The organism is Sphingomonas sp. GC_Shp_6 (assembly GCF_026540835.1).
GTDB lineage: Bacteria > Pseudomonadota > Alphaproteobacteria > Sphingomonadales > Sphingomonadaceae > Sphingomonas.
Map to the genome: position 1 here is coordinate 41,693 of NZ_JALNUO010000009.1, position 22,234 is coordinate 63,926.

The window sequence follows — 22,234 nt, forward strand, 5'->3', positions numbered from 1 at the left end:
CATGAACGCCAATCTCACTGCCGATCGCCCGACCTTCGTCACGCATCTCGAATGTTCGCTGACAGGCGAGCGGTACGAGGCGGATACGCTTCACGGCCTCTCGCGCGCCGGGCGGCCGTTGCTCGTCCGCTATGATCTGGCGGCGGCCGCGGCAAGTCTGTCGCGCGATGCGCTGGAGGCGCGGGCGACCGATCTGTGGCGGTGGCGGGAGCTGCTGCCGGTGCGCGACACCGCGGACGTGGTGAGCCTCGGCGAGATCGAGACCCCGCTGATCCCCATTCCCCGATCCTCGGGCAGCCCCAACGTGCTCGTGAAGGACGAGGGGCGCCTGCCCACCGGCAGCTTCAAGGCGCGCGGGCTCGTCATGGCGGTGGCGATGGCCAAGGAACTGGGCGTCACCCGGATCGCCATGCCGACCAACGGCAATGCGGGCGCGGCGCTCGCCGCCTATGCGACGCGCGTCGGCATCGAGACGATCGTCTTCTGCCCGGCGGACACGCCCGAGATCAACGTGCGCGAGATCGCCGTTCAGGGCGCGCGCGTCTGGCGGGTCAACGGCCTGATCGACGATTGCGGTGCGATCGTCGGCAAGGGCGCGGCGGAGGGTCGCTGGTTCGACTTCTCGACGCTGAAGGAGCCCTATCGGATCGAGGGCAAGAAGACGATGGGGCTGGAACTCGCCGCGCAGTTCGGCTGGGAATTGCCCGACGCCATCTTTTATCCAACGGGTGGCGGCACCGGCCTGATCGGCATGTGGAAGGCGTTCGACGAGCTGGAGGCGTTGGGGTGGATCAGCGCGAAGCGCCCGCGCATGTATGCGGTGCAGGCGAGCGGCTGCGCGCCGATCGTCCGCGCGTTCGAAGAGGGCGTGGAGCATGCCGAGCGCTGGGAGGATGCGCATACCGTCGCCGCCGGCATCCGCGTGCCCCGGGCGGTCGGCGATTTCCTGATGCTGCGGGCGGTGCGCGAAAGTGGCGGCAAGGCGCTGGGCGTCGGCGACCCCGCGATCCTGAAGGCGGTGAGCGATTGTGCGACGAAGGACGGGCTGTTGCTCTGCCCAGAGGGCGGCGCGACGCTCGCCGCATACCGCGAGGCGCTGAACACCGGCGAGGTGGACGAGGACGAGCGCGTCGTGCTGTTCAACTGCGCGACGGGCCTGAAATACCCGATGCCCGCGGCGGACCAGTCGCTCGATCGCCACGCAGCGATCGATTTCGACACGCTGTGACGATCACGGTCGTTCGCGCGACCGAGGCGCATGTCGCGCGCTGGGCGATGCTTCGCGACATGCTTTGGCCCGGCGACGGTATCGCCGAGCAGTGCCGTCAGATCGCCGACGCGTTGGCGGCGGGGGAGGACCACGTCGCCTTCGTCGCGGTCGATGGCAATGTCGTTCTCGGCTTCGCGGAGGCGAGCATCCGGCGCGATTTGGTCAACGGCTGCGACACCTCGCCCGTCGCCTTCCTTGAGGCGATCGCGGTCGACGCCGCCCATCGGCGGCGCGGCGTCGCGGCCATGCTCGGCCGCGCGGTGGAGGATTGGGGCCGCGGTCGAGGCTGCACCGAACTCGGCTCCGATGCCGACGAAGAGAATGCCGAGGGTCACGCGCTGCACCGCGCGATCGGCTTCGAGGAACGCGAGCGTGTGGTCTTCTACCGCAAGTGGCTTTGATCGGTTACGTGAAAGGCAGCACGCTCTCATATTGCGCGATCGGCGGCGCGCCAGCCACCGTCGCGCCCCGCCGCAGCAGGAAGGCGTGGCGGACGATTTCCGCCTGTTGCTCGATCCCGTAGCGGTGCAGCGGCCATCCGGGGCGGAAGGCGTAATCATAGCGGCAGAAGGGATGGCGCGCGATCGGGAGCATGACGCCGCGCTGATGCTGCCAAACATGAGTCATCTCGTGGACGAACAGCCCCTGCGCGCCGAGATGGCCGGCGGAGAAATCGTCGGACCAGCCGGTCCCGGCGGGGTGGAAATGGATATGGCCGCGCGGTGCCATCACCACGTCGCGCGGCTGGAAGAACGCCCATTTGCGCCGCACCAGCGTGACGGTGCCGTAATCGATCGCGCTGCCGAACACCGTGCGGGCGAGCGCCACCTCGCCCTCGGTCAGCGCGCGCACCGTCATTTGGGATCGGGTGCGCCAGCGCCGATCACGCCGGCATCCTGCTCGATGCGCGTGCCGTCGGCGAAGGAAAAGGTGAGGTGCATCGTGCCGCCCGGCTTGACGACCGGATTGACGTCCGAGAGCATCACATGGAGCCCGCCCGGCGCGAAGCGCACGGTCGATCGTGCGGGGATCGGCAGCCGGTCGATCGGTGCCATCGCCGACACGCCGCCCGACTGCATCGATCGGTGCATCTGCGCCAGCACCGCAGTGTCGGCCGAAACCGCGATCAGCATGGCCGGGGCTTTGCCGCCATGAACCGTGAAATAGGCCGCGGCCGGCCGGCCCGGCACCGCGGCCAGGCGCACCCAGGCGTGATCGACATAAAGCGGCTTGGCCTGGTTGCAGGCAGTGAGCGCGAGCGGCGCGATGAACAGGGGGATGGCACGGCGCATGGCAAAACCTCGTCCCGATCGGCGGAAAACTGGTTGCATCCTAGGTTCCCGGCAATCTTGCGGCAAGCGCGGGCCCACCTATATCGCGCTCATCGGACAAGCGGTTGCGCGCCCGTAACGGCGCGGTTCCGTGATGGTTTTAATATCTGCGAGGGGCTGAAACAGACTCATGGCTAAAGTAATCGGTATCGATCTGGGCACCACCAACAGCTGCGTTTCCGTGATGGAAGCGGGCAAGCCCAAGGTGATCGAGAATGCGGAAGGCGCGCGCACGACGCCGTCGATCGTCGCCTTCGCCAAGGATGGCGAGCGGCTGGTCGGCCAGCCGGCCAAGCGCCAGGCCGTCACCAACGGCGACAACACGATCTTTGCGGTGAAGCGCCTGATCGGCCGCCGCTTCGACGATCCCGTCACCAAGAAGGACACCGAGCTGGTGCCCTACAAGATCGTGCGCGGCCAAAATGGCGATGCGTGGGTGAGCGCGGGCGGCAAGGATTACAGCCCGTCGCAGATCAGTGCCTTCACGCTCCAGAAGATGAAGGAAACCGCCGAGTCCTATCTTGGCGAGACGGTCACGCAGGCGGTCATCACCGTGCCGGCATACTTCAATGACGCCCAGCGCCAGGCGACCAAGGACGCGGGCCAGATCGCAGGGCTCGAAGTGCTGCGCATCATCAACGAGCCGACGGCTGCGGCGCTGGCCTATGGTCTCGAGAAGCAGGACGGCAAGACGATCGCGGTCTATGACCTCGGCGGCGGCACGTTCGACGTCTCGATCCTGGAGATCGGCGACGGCGTGTTCGAGGTGAAGGCGACCAACGGCGACACCTTCCTCGGTGGCGAGGATTTCGACAACAAGATCGTCGATTATCTGGCGCAGGGCTTCCAGAAGGACGAGGGCATCGACCTCACCAAGGACAAGCTCGCGCTGCAGCGCCTGAAGGAGGCCGCGGAAAAGGCGAAGATCGAGCTCAGCTCGGCGCAGTCGACCGAGGTGAACCTGCCCTTCATCACCGCCGATCAGAATGGCCCGAAGCATCTCGTGCGCACCATCACCCGCGCCGATCTCGAAAAGCTGGTCGAGGATCTCGTCAAGCGCACGCTCGATCCCTGCAAGAAGGCGCTGGCGGATGCCGGCCTGAAGGCGGCGGATATCAGCGAGGTCGTGCTCGTCGGCGGCATGACCCGCATGCCGCGCGTGCGTGAGGTCGTGAAGGACTTTTTCGGCAAGGAGCCGCACACCGGCGTGAATCCCGACGAGGTCGTCGCCATGGGCGCCGCGATCCAGGCGGGCGTGCTGCAGGGCGACGTGAAGGACGTGCTGCTGCTCGACGTGACGCCGCTGTCGCTCGGTATTGAGACGCTGGGTGGCGTGTTCACGCGGATGATCGATCGCAACACGACGATCCCGACGAAGAAGTCGCAGACCTATTCGACCGCGGACGACAACCAGGGCGCGGTGACGATCCGGGTGTTCCAGGGCGAGCGCGAAATGGCCGCGGACAACAAGATCCTCGGCCAGTTTGATCTCGTCGGCATCCCGCCGGCGCCGCGCGGCGTGCCGCAGATCGAGGTGACGTTCGACATCGACGCGAACGGCTTGGTCAGCGTGTCCGCGAAGGACAAGGGCACGGGCAAGGAGCAGCAGATTCGCATCCAGGCCTCGGGCGGCCTGTCGGACAGCGACATCGACCAGATGGTGCGCGATGCCGAGCAGTTCGCCGAGGAAGACAAGAAGCGCCGTGCGGGCGCCGAGGCGAAGAACAACGCCGAGAGCCTGATCCACACGACCGAACGCCAGCTTGCCGACAATGGCGACAAGGTGGACGACAGCTTGAAGTCCGAGATCCAGTCGGCGATCGACGACGCCAAGAAGGCGGTCGAGGGTGGCGACCCGGATGCGATGAACGACAAGGCGCAGGCGCTGGCGCAGGTCGCGATGAAGCTCGGCCAGGCGATCTACGAGAAGCAGGCGCAGGCGGATGCCGGCCCCGCGGCCGAAGGCGAAGCGCCCAAGGAGGACGTGGTCGACGCCGAGTTCTCCGAAGTCGACGACCACAAGTAAGTGTAGATGATGCACACCCCCCGTCATTCCCGCAGCCGCGAGAGTGACGGGGTGGCTTGTGGCAAGGGCCCGGTATGAGCACCACGATCGACTATTACGAACTGCTCGAATGCGAGCGGACCGCAGATGCCGGGACGATCAAATCGTCCTATCGCAAGCTCGCGATGAAATACCATCCGGACAAGAACGCGGGATGCAAAGACAGCGAATCCAAGTTCAAGGCCGTTAGCGAAGCCTATGACGTGCTGAAGGACCCGCAGAAGCGCGCGGCCTATGATCGTTACGGCCATGCCGCGTTCCAGAATGGCGGCGGCGGCGGTGCCCAGGATTTCGGTGGCGGCTTTTCCGATATCTTCGAAAGCGTGTTCGGCGAGTTCATGGGCGGGCAGCGCGGCGGCGGTCGCCAGCAGCAGCGCCGCGGCGCCGATCTGCGCTACGACATGGAGATCGGCCTCGAAGAGGCCTATCACGGCAAGGCGACCGAGATCACGGTTGACGTTTCCGCCCCGTGCGACACCTGCGACGGATCGGGCGCACGCCCCGGCACGCACGCCAAGACCTGCGCGCATTGCGGCGGCCACGGCAAGGTGCGCGCGCAACAGGGATTCTTCGTGGTGGAGCGCGCCTGCGCGGTCTGCCAGGGATCGGGCCAGGTGATCGCCGATCCGTGCCCCGATTGCCGCGGCGAGGGCCGGGTCGAAAAGACCAAGACGCTGAGCGTCAACGTGCCGCCCGGTGTGGACGAGGGCACGCGCGTGCGGCTGACGGGCGAGGGCGAGGCGGGTCCGCGTGGCGCACCCGCGGGCGACCTCTACATCTTCCTGCATGTCGCGCGGCATCCGCTGTTCGAGCGAGAGGGCACGACGCTGTTCGCGCGCGCGCCGATCAGCTTCACCACCGCGTCGCTGGGTGGCAGCATCGCCATTCCAGGGCTCGACGGCCACAAGCACGACATCAAGATCCCGGCGGGCATCCAGTCGGGCAAGCAGATCCGCCAGCGCGGCGCCGGCATGCCGGTGCTCCAGGGCCGCGGTCATGGCGATCTCGTGATCCAGATCGACGTCGAGACGCCGACGAAGCTGTCGCTTCGCCAGAAGGAGCTGCTCGAGATGTTCCGCGAAACCGAGACGGGGGACGAATGCCCGGCCAGCCAGGGCTTCTTTGCCAAGCTGAAGGGCGTGTTCGCGGGGGAGTGAGGCGTCCGGTGGCGTCGCCACCATGATCGGGGGGAAAGCGGATGGGCGCGTTGCTGTTGATCTGGGCGGCGATGGTGGCTGCAGGCGATACCCCGACCGGGCGGCTCCTGCACGCCGCTTTCGTCGAGCGCCCTGCTTCGTGGTGCGCGCGGGTGCGCCGCGGCCATGTCGCACTGGCGGTCCTGCTCGTCACGATCGCCGCTGCCGCGATGTGGGCGGGCGGGAGGGACGCGATCAGCGTTCTCGGCATGGCGACGCCCGATCTGGCGATCTGGCTGACCAGCTTCGAGATCGCGACCTATCTCGACATGGCGGTGACCGTGGTGTTGGTGGCCTCAACCCTGCGCGGGCGGATCGTCGCAGCGCGGCTGGGCACCGCCGTCGCACATTTCACGCGATCGGCCGGGCGCCGGCGGCGGGTTCGATCGCAAGCCCGACGCTCCGATCCCGAGCCCGATGGGCTCAGCGTTTCGTTCGCTTGAATAGGGTCCCCCGGCCCTGTCCGCCCCTTCGTGAAGGGGCGGGGGCCGATGGATCAGAAGGTGGCGATGACCACCCCGACCACCAGCGCCTGAGCCGCGATCACCAGCATCGAGCTGGTCACGGTTTCGAACATGCGCATGGGAAGGTCTCCGATGCCGGAGAAATATCCGGCAAGGGCGATATGATGTTGATTGCGCATCCCCGCAACTTTATTGCGCGCAATCATGGTTGCAGAAAGTGCAAGTGGAACGTCAGCCGAACACCCGCGCGAAGATCGTGTCCACATGGCGGAGATGATAGCCAAGATCGAACTTCTCGCCGATCGTGTCCACCGAAAGCGCGGCAGTCACTTCGGGATCGGCCTTGAGCAGCTCTTCCAGGCTCAACGCACCGTCCGAATCCCACACCTTCATCGCGTTGCGCTGCACGAGACGGTAGGCGTCCTCGCGGCTGACCCCCGCCTGCGTGAGCGCCAGCAGCACGCGCTGCGAATGGACGAGACCGCCCATCTTGTTCAGGTTCTTCGCCATCCGCTCAGGGTAGACGACGAGTTTGTCCATCACGCCGGTGAGGCGGGCGAGCGCGAAGTCGAGCGTGATCGTGGCGTCCGGCCCGATATAGCGTTCCACCGACGAATGGCTGATGTCGCGCTCATGCCATAGCGCGACGTTTTCGAGCGCTGGCGTGACATAGCCGCGCACCATGCGGGCCAAGCCCGTGAGATTTTCGGTCAGCACCGGGTTGCGTTTGTGCGGCATCGCCGACGAGCCCTTCTGGCCGGGCGAGAAATATTCCTCCGCCTCCAGCACCTCGGTGCGCTGGAGATGGCGTATCTCGGTCGCGAGCCGCTCGATAGAGCTGGCGATCACGCCCAGCGTGGCGAAGAACATCGCGTGGCGGTCGCGCGGGATCACCTGGGTCGACACCGGCTCGACCGACAGGCCCATCTTTTCAGCGACATGCTCCTCCACGCGTGGATCGATATTGGCAAACGTGCCCACCGCACCCGAGATCGCGCAGGTCGCGACATCGGCGCGCGCCGCCACCAGCCGCGCACGGTTCCGGGCGAATTCGGCATGCGCCTGCGCCATTTTCAGGCCGAAGGTGACGGGTTCGGCATGGATCCCGTGACTTCGGCCGATCGTCGGCGTCAACTTATGCTCGTGCGCGCGGCGTTCGAGCACGACGAGCAGCGCGTCGATATCGGCGATCAGCAGGTCGCTCGCCTGCGCCAACTGCACCGCGAGGCAGGTGTCGAGCACGTCGGACGAGGTCATGCCCTGGTGCATGAAGCGCGCTTCGTCGCCCACCTGTTCGGCCACCCAGGTGAGAAAGGCGATCACGTCATGCTTGGTGACCGCCTCGATCGCGTCGATCGCGGCGACATCGATCGCCGGTTCGGTCGCCCACCAGGTCCACAGGGCCGTCGCGGCGGATTTTGGGACGACGCCCAACTCGGCGAGCGCTTCGGTCGCATGCGCCTCGATCTCGAACCAGATGCGGAAACGCGCTTCCGGCGTCCAGATCGCGGTCATCTGCGGGCGGGAATAGCGGGGGACCATAGGGCGCTCTCGATCTCGGGATTGGCACGGTTCGCCGCGCCTCAAGGAGGGCGGGCGTTACCGAGCCGTTAGCAGGCCGCTCGCCGCCCTACAAATCGATCGGCGATTTCCTATATCCGATGACGAACGCTCGATGACTTCAAGTCCATGGGGACCACCTGTGGATGTCTTGGAGTTTCGCGTTCGATGATGATTGGAGACAAACGATGATGAAACCCTTTATTGTCGCCGGCGCCATGATCGTTGCTGGCCCTACATTGGCGCAGACCGTTCCGGCAGCTCCGCAAACCGCCGCCCCGCAGACGGCACCTGTCACGACCCCTGCCGATGCTGCACCGCAAGCGGCCGATCCCGCCTCCGCCACTCCGGCGCCGGCGACCGAACAGGTCGCGAGCGCCGTCGACCAGCAATTCGCCACCTATGACAAAAATGGCGACGGCAAGCTGAGCAAGGCCGAGTTCGGCGAATGGATGGTTACGCTGAAGACCGCGAGCGATCCCGCCACCAAGGCGACCAGCCCGGCGACCAAGGCCTGGGTGACCGCCGCGTTCGCGCAGGCCGATACCGACAAGAACGGCGTGCTGAGCAAGACCGAGGTCACCGGCTTTCTCGACAAGGGCAAATCGTGAGCGACACACGTCGCAAGTAAGGGGGGGCGTCCGCGAGGACGGCCCCTTCGCCGTGTCAGATCAGGCCCTGCGCCCGCATCGACACATGGCCCTTCGTGCCGACGATGATGTGATCGTGAAGCGCGATGCCGAGCGCTTTGCCGGCATTCTCGATCTGCCGCGTGATCTGGATGTCCGCGCGGCTGGGCGCCGGGTCGCCGCTCGGGTGATTGTGAACGAGGATGATCGCCGCGGCGTTCAGGTCGATCGCGCGGCGGATTACCTCGCGGACGTGCACCGCGGTCTGGTCGAGCGTCCCTTGGCTCATCACTTCGTCGCGGATCAGCATGTTGCGCGTGTTGAGGTGGAGCACGCGGAAGCGCTCGACGCCGTGATGCACCATGTCGGCGCGCAGATAATCGAGCAACGCCTGCCAGTTGGCGAGCACGGGCCGCTCGAACGCCTCGGCACGAAGCAGGCGGATGGCGGCGGCCTGCGCGATCTTGATTGCGGCGACCGAGGTTTCGCCCATGCCGTCGATTCGCGCCAGCGCTTCGCCGTCCGCGATCAGCACGCCGCCGATGCCGCCGAACTCGCGCAGCAGCGCCTTGGCCAGCGGCTTGGTGTCGCGCCGCAGGATGGCAAGCGCGAGCAGATATTCGATGAGTTCGTGATCGAGCAGCGCGTCGCCGCCGCCTTCGAACAGCCGCTGGCGCAGTCGGGCACGGTGGCCGATGCCGTCCTGCGGCGGGGGATCGTCCTCGGCCATCGGGCGGCAGGTTAGGATGCCCGTCCGCGTCGTGCAATTGCCAGTGGCGGGTGGCCGCGCCTATGATCGCGGCTGGTCGGCGTAGCGGAGTGTATCAGGGTTGAGCGACACGCGCGACGAGCCGCCAACTGCCCGATCGCGTCCGTTGCGCCTCTTGGCGGGGGGCACGGCGCTGCTCGCGATCGCGCTGGCGGTGGTGTGGGGTGTGCGCAAGCCGATCGCCGAACATGTGATCGATCGCACCTTCGCGGCGCGGCATGTGCCCGTGCGCTACACGCTCACCGATCTGGGTCTTGGGCGGCAGCGGCTGACCGGCATCGTCATCGGCGATCCCGCGCATCCCGATCTCGTCGCCGACTGGATCGAAACCGAAACCGGCATCAGCCTGTCCGGACCCGAACTCGCGGGTTTGCGGATCGGCCATGCGCGCCTCCGCGGGCGGCTGGTGAACGGCCGTCTATCGTTCGGCAGCCTCGACCGGCTGCTTCCCGCCTCGTCCGGCAAGCCTTCCGCGCTGCCGGCGATCGACGCGCGGATCGCCGACCTTCGCGTTCGGCTGGAGACGGTGTCCGGGCTCGTCGGGCTGCGCATTTCGGGCGCCGGGCGGCTCGATAACGGCTTTCGTGGCAGCATCGCCGCGGCGAGCGACGAACTGCGCGCCGGCGGCTGTTCGGGGGCGGGGGCCTCGGCGGTGATGGCCATCCATGTCGCGAAAGCCGGCCCCACCCTCACCGGGCCGGTGAGGCTTGCGTCGATCGCCTGCAAAGGGGTGAGCGCGCGGACAGCGGCGGCCGACGTCTCGGTGACGCTTACGCCGGGCTTCGACCGCTGGCAGGGCCAGGCACGCGCCCATGTCGCGCAAATCCGAAGCGTCGGCCTTGCCACGCGCGACGTCGCCGGCGAGATCGGCTTTGCCGGCGACGCACGCCGCACCACGGGCACGATCGCGGCGCACAGCGGCGGCTTCACGAGCCGCGGCGTCGCGGGCGCGGCGCTCACGCTGGCGGGCCGCTATGCCGTGGCCGGCGGCGCCGTCCGCTATGATGGCCAGGCGGGTGGCCATGGCATCGCCATGGCGCCCGATCGTCTCGCGCCGATCGCCCGGATCGCGGGACGCGCCGCCGGAACGCCGGTGGGACCGCTGCTCAACCGGCTGACGGCAGCGGCGGTCGCGGCGGGCAAGCGCTTCGATCTCGACGCGACGCTCGCCGCCACGACCGCGGGTGGCACGCCGCACGTCGGCGTGTCGCAGGTGGCGCTGAACGCCGCCTCGGGGGCGCGGGTCGCGCTTGCAGGCAGCGGGATCGGCTATGATGGAATCCAATTCACGCTTGGCCGGGCTCACGCCCGGATCGGCGGCGGCAGCCTTCCCGACGGGGTGGCGACCATCGCCTCGGGCGCGAGCGGAATCGTGGCGAACGTGGTCATCCAGCCCTACACGGCGGGCGCGGCGCGGCTGGCGCTGGCGCCGGTGCGCATCGGGATGGCGGGCGGTGCCGTTCGGATCGTCACTCGCGCGACGCTGTCGGGGCCGCTGGGCGATGGCCGGGTGGAGGGGCTGGCCGTGCCGCTCGATCTGCGCTGGAACGGCGGCCTTCTGGTCAACCCGGCCTGTACGCCGGTGGCGTTCGCGCGGCTGGCGCTGTCCGGCCTCGTGCTTGCGCCATCGCGGATCACGCTGTGTCCCACAGGACCCGCGTTGCTGCGCGCCACGGCCGCTGGCGTCTCGGTGGCGGTACGCACCGGGCCGGTGGCTCTCGACGGCACGCTCGGCCGCACGCCGCTCACGCTGACGGCCGCGGGGGGCGGCATCGACCGAAGCGGCTTTACGCTGACGACGGTGGCGGCAAGCATCGGCGCCGCCGATCGCGCGACGCGCATCGATGTCGGGCGGCTCGCCGGGCGCTTCGCGGGCGGCATGGCAGGCGGGACGTTCGCGGGCGCGGGCGGGCGGATCGGCACGGTGCCGCTCGTCCTCTCCGACGCCGCGGGCGATTGGCGTTTGGCGGAGGGGCGTCTCACGCTCGGCGGGCGGCTGGCGGTGAGCGACACGCAGACGCCCGCGCGGTTCAAGCCGTTGCGCGCGGAATCCGTCGCCTTCACGCTCGCCGGCGGCGCGATCACCGCGAACGCAAGCCTCCACGAACCGGCGAGCGGTGTCCGGGTCGCCGACGTCACGATCGTCCATGCGCTGGGCAGCGGGGCAGGCCATGCCGATCTGCGGGTGGCGGCCCTTGCCTTCACCCCCGGTTTCCAGCCCGATCGGCTCACCCCGCTGACGCTCGGTGTGATCGCCGATGTGCGCGGCACCATCGACGGCGCCGCGCAGATCGCCTGGGATCCGCGCGGCGTGACGAGCGGCGGCGACTTCCACACCGGCGCGATCGATCTCGCCGCCGCGGTCGGCCCGGTCACGGGGATCGCGGGGACGATTCACTTCACCGACCTGCTCGCGCTCCAGAGCGCACCGGGGCAGATGGCCACGGTGAAGACGATCAACCCCGGCATACCGGTGAGCGACGGCATCATCCGCTACCAGACGCTGCCAGGTGCGCGCGTGCAGGTGGAGGGCGCGGCATGGCCCTTTGCCGGCGGCACGCTGCGGCTCGACCCTACCTTGCTCGATTTCGCGCAGGCGGGCGAACGGCGCATGACCTTCCACGTCGCGCATGTCGCGGCCGACCAGTTCCTCCAGCAGTTCGATTTCAAGAATCTCGACGCGAGCGGCGTGTTCGACGGGGTGCTGCCAATGATCTTCGATGCGAGCGGCGGCCGGATCGAGGGTGGCGCGCTCAAGGTGCGCGACGGCGGCGGCACGCTCGCCTATGTCGGCGAGATCAGCCAGAAGGATCTCGGCACCTGGGGCAATATCGCATTCCAGGCGCTTAAATCACTGCGCTATCGCAGCTTGGAGATTGCGCTGAACGGGCCGCTGGCGGGCGAGATGGTGACGGAGGTGCGGTTCGCCGGGATCAGCCAGGGGCAGGGGGCGAAATCCAATTTCCTCATCCGGCGGCTGCAGCGGCTGCCGTTCGTGTTCAACATCCGGATCAAGGCACCGTTTCGCGGGCTGCTCGATTCGGCACAGTCCTTCTACGATCCCAAGCGGCTGGTGCAGCGCAACCTGCCGCAGTTGCTCGAAGAACAGGACAAGCGCGCCGCGCCGCCCGCACCCGCGCCCATCGTTCAGCCCCCCGCAAGCAGGATCGTGCCATGACCGAAACAGGATTGACGATGGAGCCGGGGACCACGACCTTCGTGCGCAGGATGCGGGATGGAATGACGATCGCGCTGGCGGCACCGGCGATGCTGACGGGCTGCGTCAACGTATCGGCGCCGGACAAGCCGATCGTCATCAATCTGAACATCAACGTCACGCAGGAAGTGGTGTACCGTCTGGACGGCCAGGCGAAATCGCTGATCCAGCAGAATCCGGGGATTTTCTGATGAAGACCATGACGATCATCACCGCGGCGACACTCGGCATCGCGGGCCTGTGCGGCATCGCCTCGGCACAGCGCGACCCGGCCTATGCCGCCGCACGCGCGAGCGGGCAGGTGGGTGAGCAGCCCGACGGCTATCTCGGCCTCGTCGGCGCGGGCAGCGGCGAATATCGCGCGCTGGTCAACAACATCAATATCCAGCGCAAGGCGGCCTATACGCAAAAGGCCACCGCGACCGGCGCCACGGTGGAGCAGCTCGCCTTCACCAGCGGCTGCAACCTGATCGCGCAGACCGCGCCGGGCGAGAAATACCGCACCCCCGATGGCGTGTGGAAGACGCGCACCGCCGCCGCGCCGGAGCGCGATTCGCGCTGCGTGTAACGTCCTGCGCGGCCAGCATTGCGGGGCGGCGCCGACGGGCCGCCGCCCCGGTTGACTTGATCCCACCCCTTTTCTAAACGGGCCATGCAGCGGGAGGGCCTGGCCTTCGCCGCGCGTGTCCGTCGCCATCCGCAAGGCTGGCGACGTTTTCTTATCGGGATGCTTTGTTGGCCGACGACCGCCAGATCGACGACCTTGACCACCGTATCGCGCAGGCGCGTGCGGGTGGCGCGGTGCGTGACGGCGGTCCGAAGCGGCCGGCGAAGGGCTATTCGCAAGGCTCGCGCGTGCTCGCCGAGCTGATCGGCGCGCCCATTGGTGGCGGGGTGATCGGCTGGGCGCTGGACCGGTGGCTGGGCACCTCGCCCTGGTGCCTGCTGGTGCTGGTCGTGCTCAGCTTCGTCGTGGCGTTCCGCAACATCTACCGCATCTCGAAGGAGCGCGCCGAATGATCGCGGCTCCCTGCACAGTACGAGGACATGGCCGTGGCCGGTAAGATCGATCCCATGGAGCAGTTCCAGGTCGAGCCCGTGCTCGGCCGGCACCTGATGATCGGCGGGTTCGACCTGTCGTTCACCAACTCCGCGCTGTTCATGGTCGTGGTGTTCGTGCTGCTCGCGGTCTTCGTCTCGGGCGGCCTCAAGCGCCAGCTCATTCCCGGCCGCTGGCAGGTGATGGTCGAGGGCGCGGTGGGCTTCATCGACGACATGATGCGCGTGAACATCGGGCCCGAGGGCAAGGCGTTCGCGCCTTATATCTTCTCGCTCTTCTTCTTCATCCTGTTCGCCAATTTCATCGGCGTGCTGCCGCTCGCGATCCTGCCGCACCTCCATACCTTCGCGGTCACCAGCCACATCACGGTCACCGCGGTGCTGGCGTTCGTGTCGTTCGCGATCGTGCTGATCGTCGGCTTCGCGCGGCACGGCCTCAAATTCTTCTCGCTGTTCGTGCCGCACGGCGCGCCGGCGTGGCTGATGCCGATCATCATCCCCGTCGAATTCGTGTCGTTCATGGTGCGCCCGTTCAGCCTCGGCCTGCGTCTGTTCGTCGCGATGACGGCGGGGCATATCCTGCTCGAGGTGTTCGGCAGTTTCGTGGTGCAGGGTTTCAACGCCGGTGGCACGCTCGGGCCCGTCGTCAGCGTGCTCAGCTTCGTGATGATCGTCGGCGTGTCGGCGCTGGAGCTGCTCGTCTGTGCGATCCAGGCCTATGTGTTCGCGCTGCTCACCTCGCTTTATCTCAACGACGCGGTGCATCTGCACTAGGTCGCGGTTTTCAATATCCATTCGGTTTCAACAGGAGTTTCGACATGACTGATCTTGGTGCAATGTACATCGGTGCCGGCCTCGCGGCGATCGGCGTTGGCCTGGCCGCGCTCGGCGTGGGCAACGTCTTCGGCTCGTTCCTCGAGGGCGCGCTGCGCAACCCGGGTGCCGCGGACGGCCAGCAGGGCCGCCTGTTCATCGGCTTCGCGGCTTCGGAGCTGCTCGGCCTGATCGCGTTCGTCGTCGCGATCCTCATCCTCTTCGTCGTCAAGTAAGCGAAGGGCGAGCGCTTCCATGCCGCAGCTATCCCAAATCGGTGCGATCTACGCCTCGCAGCTGTTCTGGCTCGCGATCGTATTCGGGCTGATCTATTTCGGGATCGGCAAGGCGATGGTGCCCAGGATCGAGCGGACGATCGACGATCGTTCCGCCCGGATCGCGGGCGACCTCGCTGCGGCGGAAGCGGCGCGTGCGGCGGCGCGTGCGGCGGACGAGGCCTATGAATCGGGCCTCGACGCGGCGCGGTCGACCGCGATGCATAAGGTCGCCGATGCCCAGCATGTGGCGACCGCCTCGCTCGAGGTGCGCATGAAGGCGAGCGACGCCGAGATCGCCGACCGGCTCGATGCCGCGACCGCGCGGATCGGCGACACCAAGCGCCAGGCGCTGGGCGAGATCGAGACGATGACGGTCGACGCGGTCGAGGCGATCGTCGCCAAATTGGCGGGCGTGACGGTCGATCGTGCCGCCGCCGAGCATCAGGTGAAGGCGGAATTGGCGCATGGCTGAGGCGAACCACCCGGTCACGCTGGCTACGACGAGGGGCACCGTGGAACTCCACACCGAACCGTCCGCCTTCGGCATCACCGCAGCGGGCTTCGTCGCGCTTTCCATGCTGGTGGTCATCGCCATCATCATCTGGAAGCGCGTGCCGGGCATGATCGCGGGCATGCTCGATGCCAAGATCGCCACAATTCGCGCGCAACTCGACGAGGCTTCGCGCCTGCGGGCCGAAGCGGAGGCGATGCTGGTCGCGGCCAAGGCGCGCGATGCGGCGAGTGCCGGCGATGCGGCGTCGATCGTCGCCCATGCCGAGGCCGAGGCCAAGGCGCTGATCGCCAAGGCGGAAGCCGACGCCAATGATCTGATCGCACGCCGTGGCCAGATGGCGGAAGACAAGATCGCTGCGGCCGAGCGTTCGGCGCTCGAAGAGGTGCGCACCACCGCGGCCGATGCCGCCGCGCGGGCCGCGGCGACGCTGATCGCGCAGGCGCATGGCGCCGACAGCGACCGCGTGCTGGTCGATCGGGCGATCGCCGGTCTCGGCCGTCCCAACTGACGCTCCGGTTCTGCGGAGCCGGGTGCGGATAAGGATCGATCATGCCCTGGCTGTTCCTCGGCATGGCCGTCATCTCCGAAGTGGCCTGGGCGCTCAGCCTGAAATGGGCGGCGATGCTGGGCACGTGGCAAGCCGCGAGCGCCCCCATCCTCATCAGCTTCGTCACCATGGGCCTGCTCGCGCTCGCCATGCGTGGGCTGCCGGCGGGCACCGCCTATGCGATGTGGACCGGATCGGGCGCGATCGGCGTGATCGTCGGCGGCGTCATCCTGTTCGGCGAGCGGGTGAGTCCGGTGCAAGGCGGCTTCATGGCGCTCACCGTGCTGGGCATCATCGGCACCAAGCTGTTCGCGCAGGGCTGAGCAGGTCGCCACTCGTCGTCGCTGCGTCTCACTTGGCCGCAGACCGGCGGCAGGGTCATTGCCGCTTTCCCCGCACTCGGGTCTAGGACGGGCTTCCGATGCCACCATCCTCATCCCTGATCGCGTTGGCGCTCGCGCTGGCCGCCACGCCGACCGTTGCCGGGGCACAAGCCATGGTCCAGCCGCTGCCGGCGCGCACGGACGCCGATCGGCTGGCCGACACGATGCGCCAGCTGGCGGTCAGCCCGCAGGACGTGAACACGCTGGCGACGGCCGGCGAATTGTCGCTGAAGCTCGACGATCTCACCGCAGCGGCGGGGTTCTTCGCGCGCGGCGACAAGGTCGATCCGCGCAACCCGCGGGTGAAGGCGGGCGAGGGCGCGCTGATGGTCCGCTCCGAGCGGCCGGGCGAGGCTTTGCGCTATTTCGCGCAGGCGGAAAGCTATGGCGGCGACGTGCGCGGCTTCGCGGCGGATCGCGGGCTGGCCTATGATCTCGTCGGCGATCAGCCGCGCGCGCAGCAGCAATATCGGATCGCGCTGAAAGCCGATCCACAGGACGACGAGACCGTGCGCCGCTACGCGCTGTCGCTGGGGATCGCGGGCAAGCGCGACCAGGCGATCGCCGTGATCGAGCCGCTGTTGCGCAAAAACGACCGTGCGGCGTGGCGATCGCGCGCGTTCATCCTGGCGATGGGCGGCGATCAGGCGGGCGCCGAACATATTGCGACGACGATGATGCCGCCGGGCATGGCGCAGGGGCTGTTGCCGTTTTTCCAGCGGCTGCCGACGCTCTCGGTGGTCGATCGCGCCTTCGCGGTCCATTTCGGCGAGGTGCGGGCGAGCGCGGAGCGGATCGCGGACGCGCGGATGGCACCGGCCGCGGGGCCATTGGCGCCCGAACCCGTGGTGCAGGTGGCGGCGCAAAGTGCGCAGCCCGTGCTCCAGCCCGTAAAGCCGAAAAAGGATCGCCGCTCGAAACGCGAGCGTGAAGCACAACCGGTTGCGATCGCCACCGCGACGACTCCGGTGCTCCCGCCGCCACCGGCCTATCGCGGCCAGAACGGCGTGGTGCTCGCGAGCACGGCGATGGCGCCGCCGCGCGCAGTGGTGCAGCGGCTTCCGCAGGCGACCGTCCCGGCGGTTCAGCCCTATCGTGCGCCCGTGACCACGGCGCCCGTCGTCGCACGGATCCAGCCGGTCCCATTCCAGCCCGTCAAGCCGTTGTCGGTGGTGGTGGCCAGCCAACCGGCGATTCCCGTGGCGCCCGTGGCGCCCGTGGCGATCGCCACGGCTTCGCCATCGGTGTCGCCGACGCCGGCATCGGAGGTCGCGGTGCCGCTGCCGACGCCCGGCTTCTCGAGCGTGGCGGCAGCGCCGGTGCGTTCCGTCTCTCCGACAGTGACGCCGCCCGTCCACCACGTCGCGCGCGCGAGCGAAGACACGATTCTGGCTCGGATCATCGCGGGGCTGTCGATCCCGGCGGCCGAACTCGACGCCGCCGCGCCGCCGCGGCCGGGTGCCGCCGCACCGGTTGCGGTAGCCGCCGCCGACGACACCGAGCGGCTCGCCGCGCAAGCCGAGGCCGAGAAGGTGGCCGCCGAACGCGTCGCCGCGGAGCGCAAGGCCGCGCTCGACAAAAAGGCCGCCGACCGCAAGGCCGCTGCCGACAAGAAGGCGCTCGCCGCCAAGAAGGCCGCCGCTGAAGAAAAGGCGGAAGCCGCCAAGGAAGCCGCCGAGCAGCGCAAGCTGGAGCGCGCCAATCCCGAGCGCATCTGGGTTCAGGTCGCCGGCGGTGCCAACGAGGACGATCTGCCCAAGGCGTGGAAATCGGCCAAGGCCAAGGCGCCCGACATCTTCGGCAGCCGCGGCGGCTGGAGCACGCCCCTGCGCGCGACGAACCGCGTGCTGGCCGGGCCGTTCAAGACGTCCGATGAAGCGCGCGATTTCGTCAACGATCTGAAGAAGAAGGGCGTCTCCGCCTTCACCTTCACCAGCGAGGCGGGGCAGCCCGTCGTCAAGCTGCCCAAGTGAGCGGCCACGCGCCCTGGGCTTCGGACCCGGCGCGCAGCAAAGGACGGCTTCACGAGGAACAGAACGGGACCAGGGGCCCGCGCGACTCGTTCCAGCGCGATCGCGACCGGATCATCCACTCGATCAGCTTCCGCCGGCTGCGGCACAAGACGCAGGTGTTCATGGCGCCCGATGGCGACCATTTCCGCGTGCGGCTCACTCACAGCCTGGAGGTGGCGCAGATCGGCCGGACGATCGCGCGCGCACTCGGGTTGAACGAGGATCTGACCGAGGCGCTGTGCCTGGCGCACGATATCGGCCACCCGCCCTTCGGCCATGCCGGCGAGGATGCGCTCAAGGCGGCGCTGGCGGACGCTGGCGGGTTCGATCACAACGGCCATACGCTGCGAACGCTGACGCGGATCGAGCGGCCCTATCCGCGGTTCGACGGGCTCAATCTCAGTTGGGAGGCGCTGGAGGGGTTGGCCAAGCATAATGGGCCGATCCGCCATCCGGGATGGGCGCTGGCCGAAGCCGATGCGGACTATCCGCTCGACCTGACGAGCTGGCCGAGCCTGGAGGCGCAGGTGGCGGCGATCGCGGACGATATCGCCTATGACAATCACGATATCGACGACGGTCTGCGCGCGGGCCTGCTGACGCTGGATCAATTGTTGGCCGTGCCCATCGTCGCGCGCGGATGGGACGCGGCGTGCGCGCGCTTTCCCGAAGTGGCGCCGAAGCGCCTCGCCAGCGAATTGGTGCGCGGGCAGATCGGCCTGATGGCCAACGATCTGATCGCCGAAACCCGGTCGCGGATCGCGCGGAGCGGCGTCGGCGACGTGGCCGACGTGCGTGCCGCCGGCGAATGTCTGGTCGGTTTTTCGGACGCGATGCGGCGCGAGGAGCGCGACCTCAAACGCTTCATGTACGCCAATCTTTACCACCATCCGGTGCAACTGGCAGCGGCTGAGGCGGCGCACGGCATCGTCGCCGGGCTGTTCGCCGCCTATCAGGGCGATCCGGATGCGCTGTCGGAGGAGTGGCGCGACCGGCTGCCCGAGGACGAACCCGGCCGCAGCCGCCACATCGCCGATTTCATCGCCGGCATGACGGACCGCTATGCGATTACCGCCTATCGCCGGGTGGTGGGGCCGATCGATCTGCCCGAAGGCTTTTGACGACCGGCCCAGATTCGCTCAGCGTGCCGAGATCTCGACGCCCGCGGCGCTGCTCTGCACATCGGCGAGGCGGAACGAGACGGGCATGCCGCCAGCCGTGCCGCTGACGCGATCGCCGCGCACGACCAGGTGGAAGGTGCTGCCCGTCGAGCTGCGGCCATCGATCACCTGCATCGCGCCGGTGCCCTTGGCCGCGGTATAGACATAGGTCTGGCCGTCGCGGGTGAAGCGCTGCTGGCCCTCGGGCGCATGCGCCATGCCGATCGTCGAGGTGAGCGCGGCAGCGGCAGTGGCGAGGATCGCGAGGGTCTTGCGCATGATCGTGTCTTTCGCAGGAGGGACGTTCCGCACCGGAACCTTGGGCTAGGAAATTATTGCGATGCAGCATCAGTTGCAAATGCAAACCCATCTTCGCTGCGTGCATTCGGTGCAATCGCGTGAGCGCATGATTTGAGTAGCGGTGGCGCTTGGGCTAGGGCGCACGCATCCTAGCCAGCCTGGAATTCGCATGACGCTCTACACCCGTTTCGCCGCGCACATCGATGCGGCGCTCGACACGCTCGTGACCGCGGGGGCGCTGCCCGCCGATATCGCGCGCCGGAACGTCACGGTCGAGCCGCCGCGCGACGCCACCCATGGCGACCTCGCCACCAACGCCGCGATGGTGCTGGCCAAGCCCGCGAAGGCGAACCCGCGCGCGCTTGCCGAAGCTTTGGCGGCCGAACTCGGCAAGCTGGACGAGGTGGCGAGCGTCAGCGTTGCCGGACCGGGCTTCATCAATCTCGTCCTCACCGACGATAGTTGGCGGGCCGAACTCGCCGCCATCACCGATGCCGCCGCCGATTACGGCCGCTCGAACGTCGGGGGCGGGCAGACCGTCAACATCGAATATGTCTCCGCCAACCCGACCGGGCCGATGCACATGGGCCATTGCCGCGGCGCGGTGGTGGGCGATGCGCTGGCGAACCTGCTGGAGTTCGCCGGTAATCGCGTGATCCGCGAATATTATGTGAACGATGCCGGCGGGCAGGTGGACGTCCTCGCCCGCTCGGTCCATCTTCGCTACCGCGAGGCGCTGGGCGAGACGGTGACGATCCCCGAAGGCCTCTATCCCGGCGACTATCTCGTGCCCCTGGGCCAGGCGCTCGCCGCGGAATTCGGCGATCGGTTCGTGGGCGAGAACGAGGGCGAGTGGCTCGCGCTGTTCCGCACGCGCGCGGTGGCGGCGATGATGAACCTGATCCGCGCCGATCTCGCGCTGCTCGGCATCCATCACGAGACCTTCGCATCGGAGGCCGCACTGCAGGCCGCGCGCAAGCCCGAGGCGGCCGAAGCCGTGCTGCGCGCGCGCGGGCTCGTCTATGACGGCGTGCTCGAAGCGCCGAAGGGCGAAACGCCCGACGACTGGGAGCCGGTCGAGCTGCCGCTGTTCCGCTCGACGCGCTTCGGCGACGATCAGGATCGCCCGATCAAGAAGTCCAACGGGCAATGGACCTATTTCGGGGCGGACCTCGCCTATCATTTCCAGAAGGCGGAACGTGCCGATGCGCTGATCGACATCTGGGGCGCGGATCATGGCGGCACGGTCAAGCGGATCGTCGCCGCGGTCGAGGCGCTGACCGAGGGGCGCACGCCGCTCGACGTCAAGCTCGTGCAGATGGTCCGCCTGCTCCGCGGCGGCGAACCGGTCAAGATGTCGAAGCGCGCGGGCAATTTCGTGACGTTGGCCGATGTGGTGAATGAGGTCGGCAAGGACGTGGTGCGCTTTACCATGCTGACGCGGCGATCCGATGCGCAGATGGACTTCGATTTCGCCAAGGTGGTCGAGGCGTCGAAGGACAATCCGGTCTTCTACGTCAATTACGCGCACGCCCGGATCGCATCGCTCCACCGCCGCGCCGCCGAGGCGGGGATCGCCGACGGCGCGCCCGACCTGTCCCGGCTTGATACGGAAGAGCTGGCGCTGGTGAAGCTGGCGGCGCAGTTCCCGCGCATCGTGGAGACCGCGGCCAATGCGCGCGAGCCGCACAGAATAGCGTTCTATCTATACGACTTAGCTGCCGCCTTTCACGCGCTGTGGAATGTCGGGAACGATCGGCCCGACCGTCGCTTCCTCGTCGTCGAGGATCCCGAGGCCACGCGTGCGCGTCTGTTCTTGGCGTCGGCCGTCGGACAGATTATCCGTAACGGACTCTCGATCATGGGCGTCGAGGCGGTGTCGGAGATGAAGTGATGGCCGAGGACATGCACCTGCGCGAGGAGGACCGGCTGCCCTGGCTCGAAACCGTCGAGCCGGACGATCACGCCGGGCCGCCGATCGGCCGCGTCGTCGGTCTGGTGATCCTGGGCCTCGTCGTGCTCGCTGGGATCGTCTTCGGCATCTACCGGCTGCAGCGCCATCCGGTGAACGGCAATGGCGAGCTGATCGCGGCGCAGGAGGGCGATTACAAGGTAAAGCCCGACGATCCCGGCGGGCTGAAGGTGGAGGGCGAGGGCCAGTCGGCGATCGCCACCAGCGCGGGCAAGGGCGCGGGCAACGGCGCGATCGACCTGAAGGCCGTACCCGAGGCGCCGGTGGCAACGCACCGCCCCGCCGCCAAGCCCACCGCCGTGGCCGAGGGCGGCCGCAACGCGGTGTCGCAAGTGCCCGAATCGCACAGTCGCCTCGTCGCCGCCGCACCCGTCACGGTGGTGCGTCCGCCCGCGGCCGGTGCGGGTGGCGGCGGTTCGCTCGTCCAGCTCGGCGCCTATCCGAGCGAGGCAGCGGCGAACGCCGCCTGGACGACGGTGTCGAAGCGGTTCGGCTATGTCGCCTCGCTCGGCAAGTCGGTGCAGCCGGTCGCCACCGGCGGGCGCACGCTCTACCGGCTGCGCGTCAACGCCGGCAGCGCGAACGCGGCGGCGGATATCTGCGGGCGGCTCCGCGTGGCGGGCGAAAGCTGCTTCGTTGCGAGCTGACCGGCACGCGGAAGAGGTGGCGGGGCGTTCGCCGGCGCGATAGACGAT

Annotated in this window: 25 protein-coding genes; 19 read left to right on the forward strand and 6 right to left on the reverse strand. The window is 68.1% G+C overall.

Annotated elements, in window-relative coordinates; all coding sequences use genetic code 11:
- Position 1: 1 nt before the first annotated feature.
- Both OXQ95_RS11745 and aac(6') read left to right on the forward strand, forming a co-directional pair.
- Positions 2–1,228: a threonine synthase gene (locus OXQ95_RS11745; protein ID WP_267381684.1), complete on the forward strand. Its 1,227-nt coding sequence runs from the start codon at positions 2–4 to the stop codon at positions 1,226–1,228.
- Entirely contained in the window at positions 1,225–1,671 is a 447-nt protein-coding gene (gene aac(6') / locus OXQ95_RS11750) for an aminoglycoside 6'-N-acetyltransferase (protein WP_267381685.1), read from the forward strand. The genes OXQ95_RS11745 and aac(6') overlap by 4 nt, the downstream gene beginning before the upstream one ends.
- Before the next feature lie 4 nt (positions 1,672–1,675).
- Here the strand turns inward: aac(6') and OXQ95_RS11755 are convergent, their stop codons facing one another.
- Together OXQ95_RS11755 and OXQ95_RS11760 are read right to left on the reverse strand one after the other, a co-directional pair.
- The gene (locus tag OXQ95_RS11755) at positions 1,676–2,128 is read right to left on the reverse strand and encodes a vgr related protein (RefSeq protein ID WP_267381686.1); all 453 of its coding nucleotides are present in this window, start codon (positions 2,126–2,128) and stop codon (positions 1,676–1,678) included.
- Positions 2,125–2,562, reverse strand: a complete 438-nt coding sequence (locus tag OXQ95_RS11760) for a copper chaperone PCu(A)C (protein WP_267381687.1) — start codon at positions 2,560–2,562, stop codon at positions 2,125–2,127. Before OXQ95_RS11760 ends, OXQ95_RS11755 begins: the two co-directional genes overlap by 4 nt.
- 169 nt (positions 2,563–2,731) lie before the next feature.
- Between OXQ95_RS11760 and dnaK the strand changes: the two genes are divergently transcribed.
- The 3 genes from dnaK (at position 2,732) to OXQ95_RS11775 (ending at position 6,305) form a co-directional block, all read left to right on the forward strand.
- Positions 2,732–4,627 (forward strand): molecular chaperone DnaK, encoded by a 1,896-nt coding sequence (gene dnaK / locus OXQ95_RS11765; RefSeq protein WP_267381688.1) that lies wholly within the window; start codon positions 2,732–2,734, stop codon positions 4,625–4,627.
- Positions 4,628–4,701: 74 nt separating this feature from the next.
- Complete coding sequence (gene dnaJ / locus OXQ95_RS11770) at positions 4,702–5,823, forward strand: molecular chaperone DnaJ (protein ID WP_242096778.1); 1,122 nt, start codon at positions 4,702–4,704, stop codon at positions 5,821–5,823.
- A gap of 41 nt (positions 5,824–5,864) precedes the next feature.
- The gene (locus OXQ95_RS11775) at positions 5,865–6,305 is read left to right on the forward strand and encodes a hypothetical protein (RefSeq protein WP_267381689.1); all 441 of its coding nucleotides are present in this window, start codon (positions 5,865–5,867) and stop codon (positions 6,303–6,305) included.
- A gap of 53 nt (positions 6,306–6,358) precedes the next feature.
- Here OXQ95_RS11775 and OXQ95_RS11780 read toward each other — a convergent pair whose 3' ends face one another.
- Complete coding sequence (locus OXQ95_RS11780; RefSeq protein WP_267381690.1) at positions 6,359–6,532, reverse strand: hypothetical protein; 174 nt, start codon at positions 6,530–6,532, stop codon at positions 6,359–6,361.
- A 25-nt stretch (positions 6,533–6,557) separates the two neighbouring features.
- Entirely contained in the window at positions 6,558–7,868 is a 1,311-nt protein-coding gene (purB, locus tag OXQ95_RS11785) for an adenylosuccinate lyase (protein ID WP_267381691.1), read from the reverse strand.
- A 206-nt stretch (positions 7,869–8,074) separates the two neighbouring features.
- Between purB and OXQ95_RS11790 the strand changes: the two genes are divergently transcribed.
- Positions 8,075–8,497 (forward strand): EF-hand domain-containing protein, encoded by a 423-nt coding sequence (locus tag OXQ95_RS11790; RefSeq protein WP_267381692.1) that lies wholly within the window; start codon positions 8,075–8,077, stop codon positions 8,495–8,497.
- 55 nt (positions 8,498–8,552) lie between these two features.
- Here the strand turns inward: OXQ95_RS11790 and radC are convergent, their stop codons facing one another.
- Positions 8,553–9,245 (reverse strand): DNA repair protein RadC, encoded by a 693-nt coding sequence (radC, locus tag OXQ95_RS11795; RefSeq protein ID WP_267381693.1) that lies wholly within the window; start codon positions 9,243–9,245, stop codon positions 8,553–8,555.
- A 145-nt stretch (positions 9,246–9,390) separates the two neighbouring features.
- On the opposite strand from radC, the gene OXQ95_RS11800 reads away from it, so the two are divergent.
- The 11 genes from OXQ95_RS11800 to OXQ95_RS11850 all read left to right on the forward strand — a co-directional run bounded on the left by OXQ95_RS11800 (position 9,391) and on the right by OXQ95_RS11850 (position 19,228).
- Positions 9,391–12,462 carry a YdbH domain-containing protein gene (locus OXQ95_RS11800; protein WP_267381694.1) on the forward strand — a complete coding sequence of 1,024 codons (3,072 nt, stop codon included), beginning with the start codon at positions 9,391–9,393 and terminating at the stop codon, positions 12,460–12,462.
- Positions 12,463–12,524: 62 nt separating this feature from the next.
- On the forward strand, positions 12,525–12,692 hold the full coding sequence (locus tag OXQ95_RS11805; RefSeq protein WP_267381695.1) for a YnbE family lipoprotein: 168 nt from the start codon (positions 12,525–12,527) through the stop codon (positions 12,690–12,692).
- An 8-nt stretch (positions 12,693–12,700) separates the two neighbouring features.
- Positions 12,701–13,069, forward strand: coding sequence for a YdbL family protein (locus OXQ95_RS11810; protein ID WP_242097051.1), 369 nt, complete (start codon positions 12,701–12,703; stop codon positions 13,067–13,069).
- Between the two features lie 167 nt (positions 13,070–13,236).
- Complete coding sequence (locus tag OXQ95_RS11815; RefSeq protein ID WP_242096785.1) at positions 13,237–13,521, forward strand: AtpZ/AtpI family protein; 285 nt, start codon at positions 13,237–13,239, stop codon at positions 13,519–13,521.
- A 27-nt stretch (positions 13,522–13,548) separates the two neighbouring features.
- Positions 13,549–14,334: a F0F1 ATP synthase subunit A gene (locus OXQ95_RS11820; protein WP_242096786.1), complete on the forward strand. Its 786-nt coding sequence runs from the start codon at positions 13,549–13,551 to the stop codon at positions 14,332–14,334.
- Positions 14,335–14,396: 62 nt separating this feature from the next.
- On the forward strand, positions 14,397–14,609 hold the full coding sequence (locus OXQ95_RS11825; protein ID WP_010164404.1) for a F0F1 ATP synthase subunit C: 213 nt from the start codon (positions 14,397–14,399) through the stop codon (positions 14,607–14,609).
- Between the two features lie 19 nt (positions 14,610–14,628).
- A complete protein-coding gene (locus tag OXQ95_RS11830; protein ID WP_267381696.1) occupies positions 14,629–15,123 on the forward strand; it encodes an ATPase in 495 nt (164 codons plus the stop codon).
- A complete protein-coding gene (locus OXQ95_RS11835) occupies positions 15,116–15,673 on the forward strand; it encodes a hypothetical protein (RefSeq protein ID WP_242096788.1) in 558 nt (185 codons plus the stop codon). The genes OXQ95_RS11830 and OXQ95_RS11835 overlap by 8 nt, the downstream gene beginning before the upstream one ends.
- A gap of 41 nt (positions 15,674–15,714) precedes the next feature.
- Positions 15,715–16,035 carry an SMR family transporter gene (locus OXQ95_RS11840; RefSeq protein ID WP_242096789.1) on the forward strand — a complete coding sequence of 107 codons (321 nt, stop codon included), beginning with the start codon at positions 15,715–15,717 and terminating at the stop codon, positions 16,033–16,035.
- Between the two features lie 98 nt (positions 16,036–16,133).
- The gene (locus OXQ95_RS11845; RefSeq protein WP_267381697.1) at positions 16,134–18,068 is read left to right on the forward strand and encodes an SPOR domain-containing protein; all 1,935 of its coding nucleotides are present in this window, start codon (positions 16,134–16,136) and stop codon (positions 18,066–18,068) included.
- On the forward strand, positions 18,065–19,228 hold the full coding sequence (locus OXQ95_RS11850; RefSeq protein ID WP_242096791.1) for a deoxyguanosinetriphosphate triphosphohydrolase: 1,164 nt from the start codon (positions 18,065–18,067) through the stop codon (positions 19,226–19,228). The genes OXQ95_RS11845 and OXQ95_RS11850 overlap by 4 nt, the downstream gene beginning before the upstream one ends.
- An 18-nt stretch (positions 19,229–19,246) precedes the next feature.
- On the opposite strand, the gene OXQ95_RS11855 is transcribed toward OXQ95_RS11850, so the two are convergent.
- Positions 19,247–19,546, reverse strand: a complete 300-nt coding sequence (locus tag OXQ95_RS11855) for a hypothetical protein (protein ID WP_267381698.1) — start codon at positions 19,544–19,546, stop codon at positions 19,247–19,249.
- A 190-nt stretch (positions 19,547–19,736) separates the two neighbouring features.
- Here OXQ95_RS11855 and argS point away from each other — a divergent pair, with 190 nt between their 5' ends.
- Together argS and OXQ95_RS11865 are read left to right on the forward strand one after the other, a co-directional pair.
- Positions 19,737–21,461, forward strand: coding sequence for an arginine--tRNA ligase (argS, locus tag OXQ95_RS11860; protein ID WP_267381699.1), 1,725 nt, complete (start codon positions 19,737–19,739; stop codon positions 21,459–21,461).
- Positions 21,461–22,186, forward strand: a complete 726-nt coding sequence (locus OXQ95_RS11865; protein ID WP_267381700.1) for an SPOR domain-containing protein — start codon at positions 21,461–21,463, stop codon at positions 22,184–22,186. The genes argS and OXQ95_RS11865 overlap by 1 nt, the downstream gene beginning before the upstream one ends.
- Positions 22,187–22,234 lie beyond the last annotated feature (48 nt).

Bases quoted from the DNA above. Each gene is read 5' to 3' on its own strand.
- OXQ95_RS11745 (WP_267381684.1), top strand. From the start codon at position 2: ATGAACGCCAATCTCACTGCCGATCGCCCGACCTTCGTCACGCATCTC.
- OXQ95_RS11755 (WP_267381686.1), bottom strand. From the start codon at position 2,128: ATGACGGTGCGCGCGCTGACCGAGGGCGAGGTGGCGCTCGCCCGCACG.
- OXQ95_RS11760 (WP_267381687.1), bottom strand. From the start codon at position 2,562: ATGCGCCGTGCCATCCCCCTGTTCATCGCGCCGCTCGCGCTCACTGCC.
- dnaK (WP_267381688.1), top strand. From the start codon at position 2,732: ATGGCTAAAGTAATCGGTATCGATCTGGGCACCACCAACAGCTGCGTT.
- dnaJ (WP_242096778.1), top strand. From the start codon at position 4,702: ATGAGCACCACGATCGACTATTACGAACTGCTCGAATGCGAGCGGACC.
- OXQ95_RS11775 (WP_267381689.1), top strand. From the start codon at position 5,865: ATGGGCGCGTTGCTGTTGATCTGGGCGGCGATGGTGGCTGCAGGCGAT.
- OXQ95_RS11780 (WP_267381690.1), bottom strand. From the start codon at position 6,532: ATGATTGCGCGCAATAAAGTTGCGGGGATGCGCAATCAACATCATATC.
- purB (WP_267381691.1), bottom strand. From the start codon at position 7,868: ATGGTCCCCCGCTATTCCCGCCCGCAGATGACCGCGATCTGGACGCCG.
- OXQ95_RS11790 (WP_267381692.1), top strand. From the start codon at position 8,075: ATGATGAAACCCTTTATTGTCGCCGGCGCCATGATCGTTGCTGGCCCT.
- radC (WP_267381693.1), bottom strand. From the start codon at position 9,245: ATGGCCGAGGACGATCCCCCGCCGCAGGACGGCATCGGCCACCGTGCC.
- OXQ95_RS11805 (WP_267381695.1), top strand. From the start codon at position 12,525: ATGACGATCGCGCTGGCGGCACCGGCGATGCTGACGGGCTGCGTCAAC.
- OXQ95_RS11810 (WP_242097051.1), top strand. From the start codon at position 12,701: ATGACGATCATCACCGCGGCGACACTCGGCATCGCGGGCCTGTGCGGC.
- OXQ95_RS11820 (WP_242096786.1), top strand. From the start codon at position 13,549: ATGGCCGTGGCCGGTAAGATCGATCCCATGGAGCAGTTCCAGGTCGAG.
- OXQ95_RS11825 (WP_010164404.1), top strand. From the start codon at position 14,397: ATGTACATCGGTGCCGGCCTCGCGGCGATCGGCGTTGGCCTGGCCGCG.
- OXQ95_RS11830 (WP_267381696.1), top strand. From the start codon at position 14,629: ATGCCGCAGCTATCCCAAATCGGTGCGATCTACGCCTCGCAGCTGTTC.
- OXQ95_RS11835 (WP_242096788.1), top strand. From the start codon at position 15,116: ATGGCTGAGGCGAACCACCCGGTCACGCTGGCTACGACGAGGGGCACC.
- OXQ95_RS11840 (WP_242096789.1), top strand. From the start codon at position 15,715: ATGCCCTGGCTGTTCCTCGGCATGGCCGTCATCTCCGAAGTGGCCTGG.
- OXQ95_RS11845 (WP_267381697.1), top strand. From the start codon at position 16,134: ATGCCACCATCCTCATCCCTGATCGCGTTGGCGCTCGCGCTGGCCGCC.
- OXQ95_RS11855 (WP_267381698.1), bottom strand. From the start codon at position 19,546: ATGCGCAAGACCCTCGCGATCCTCGCCACTGCCGCTGCCGCGCTCACC.
- argS (WP_267381699.1), top strand. From the start codon at position 19,737: ATGACGCTCTACACCCGTTTCGCCGCGCACATCGATGCGGCGCTCGAC.
- OXQ95_RS11865 (WP_267381700.1), top strand. From the start codon at position 21,461: ATGGCCGAGGACATGCACCTGCGCGAGGAGGACCGGCTGCCCTGGCTC.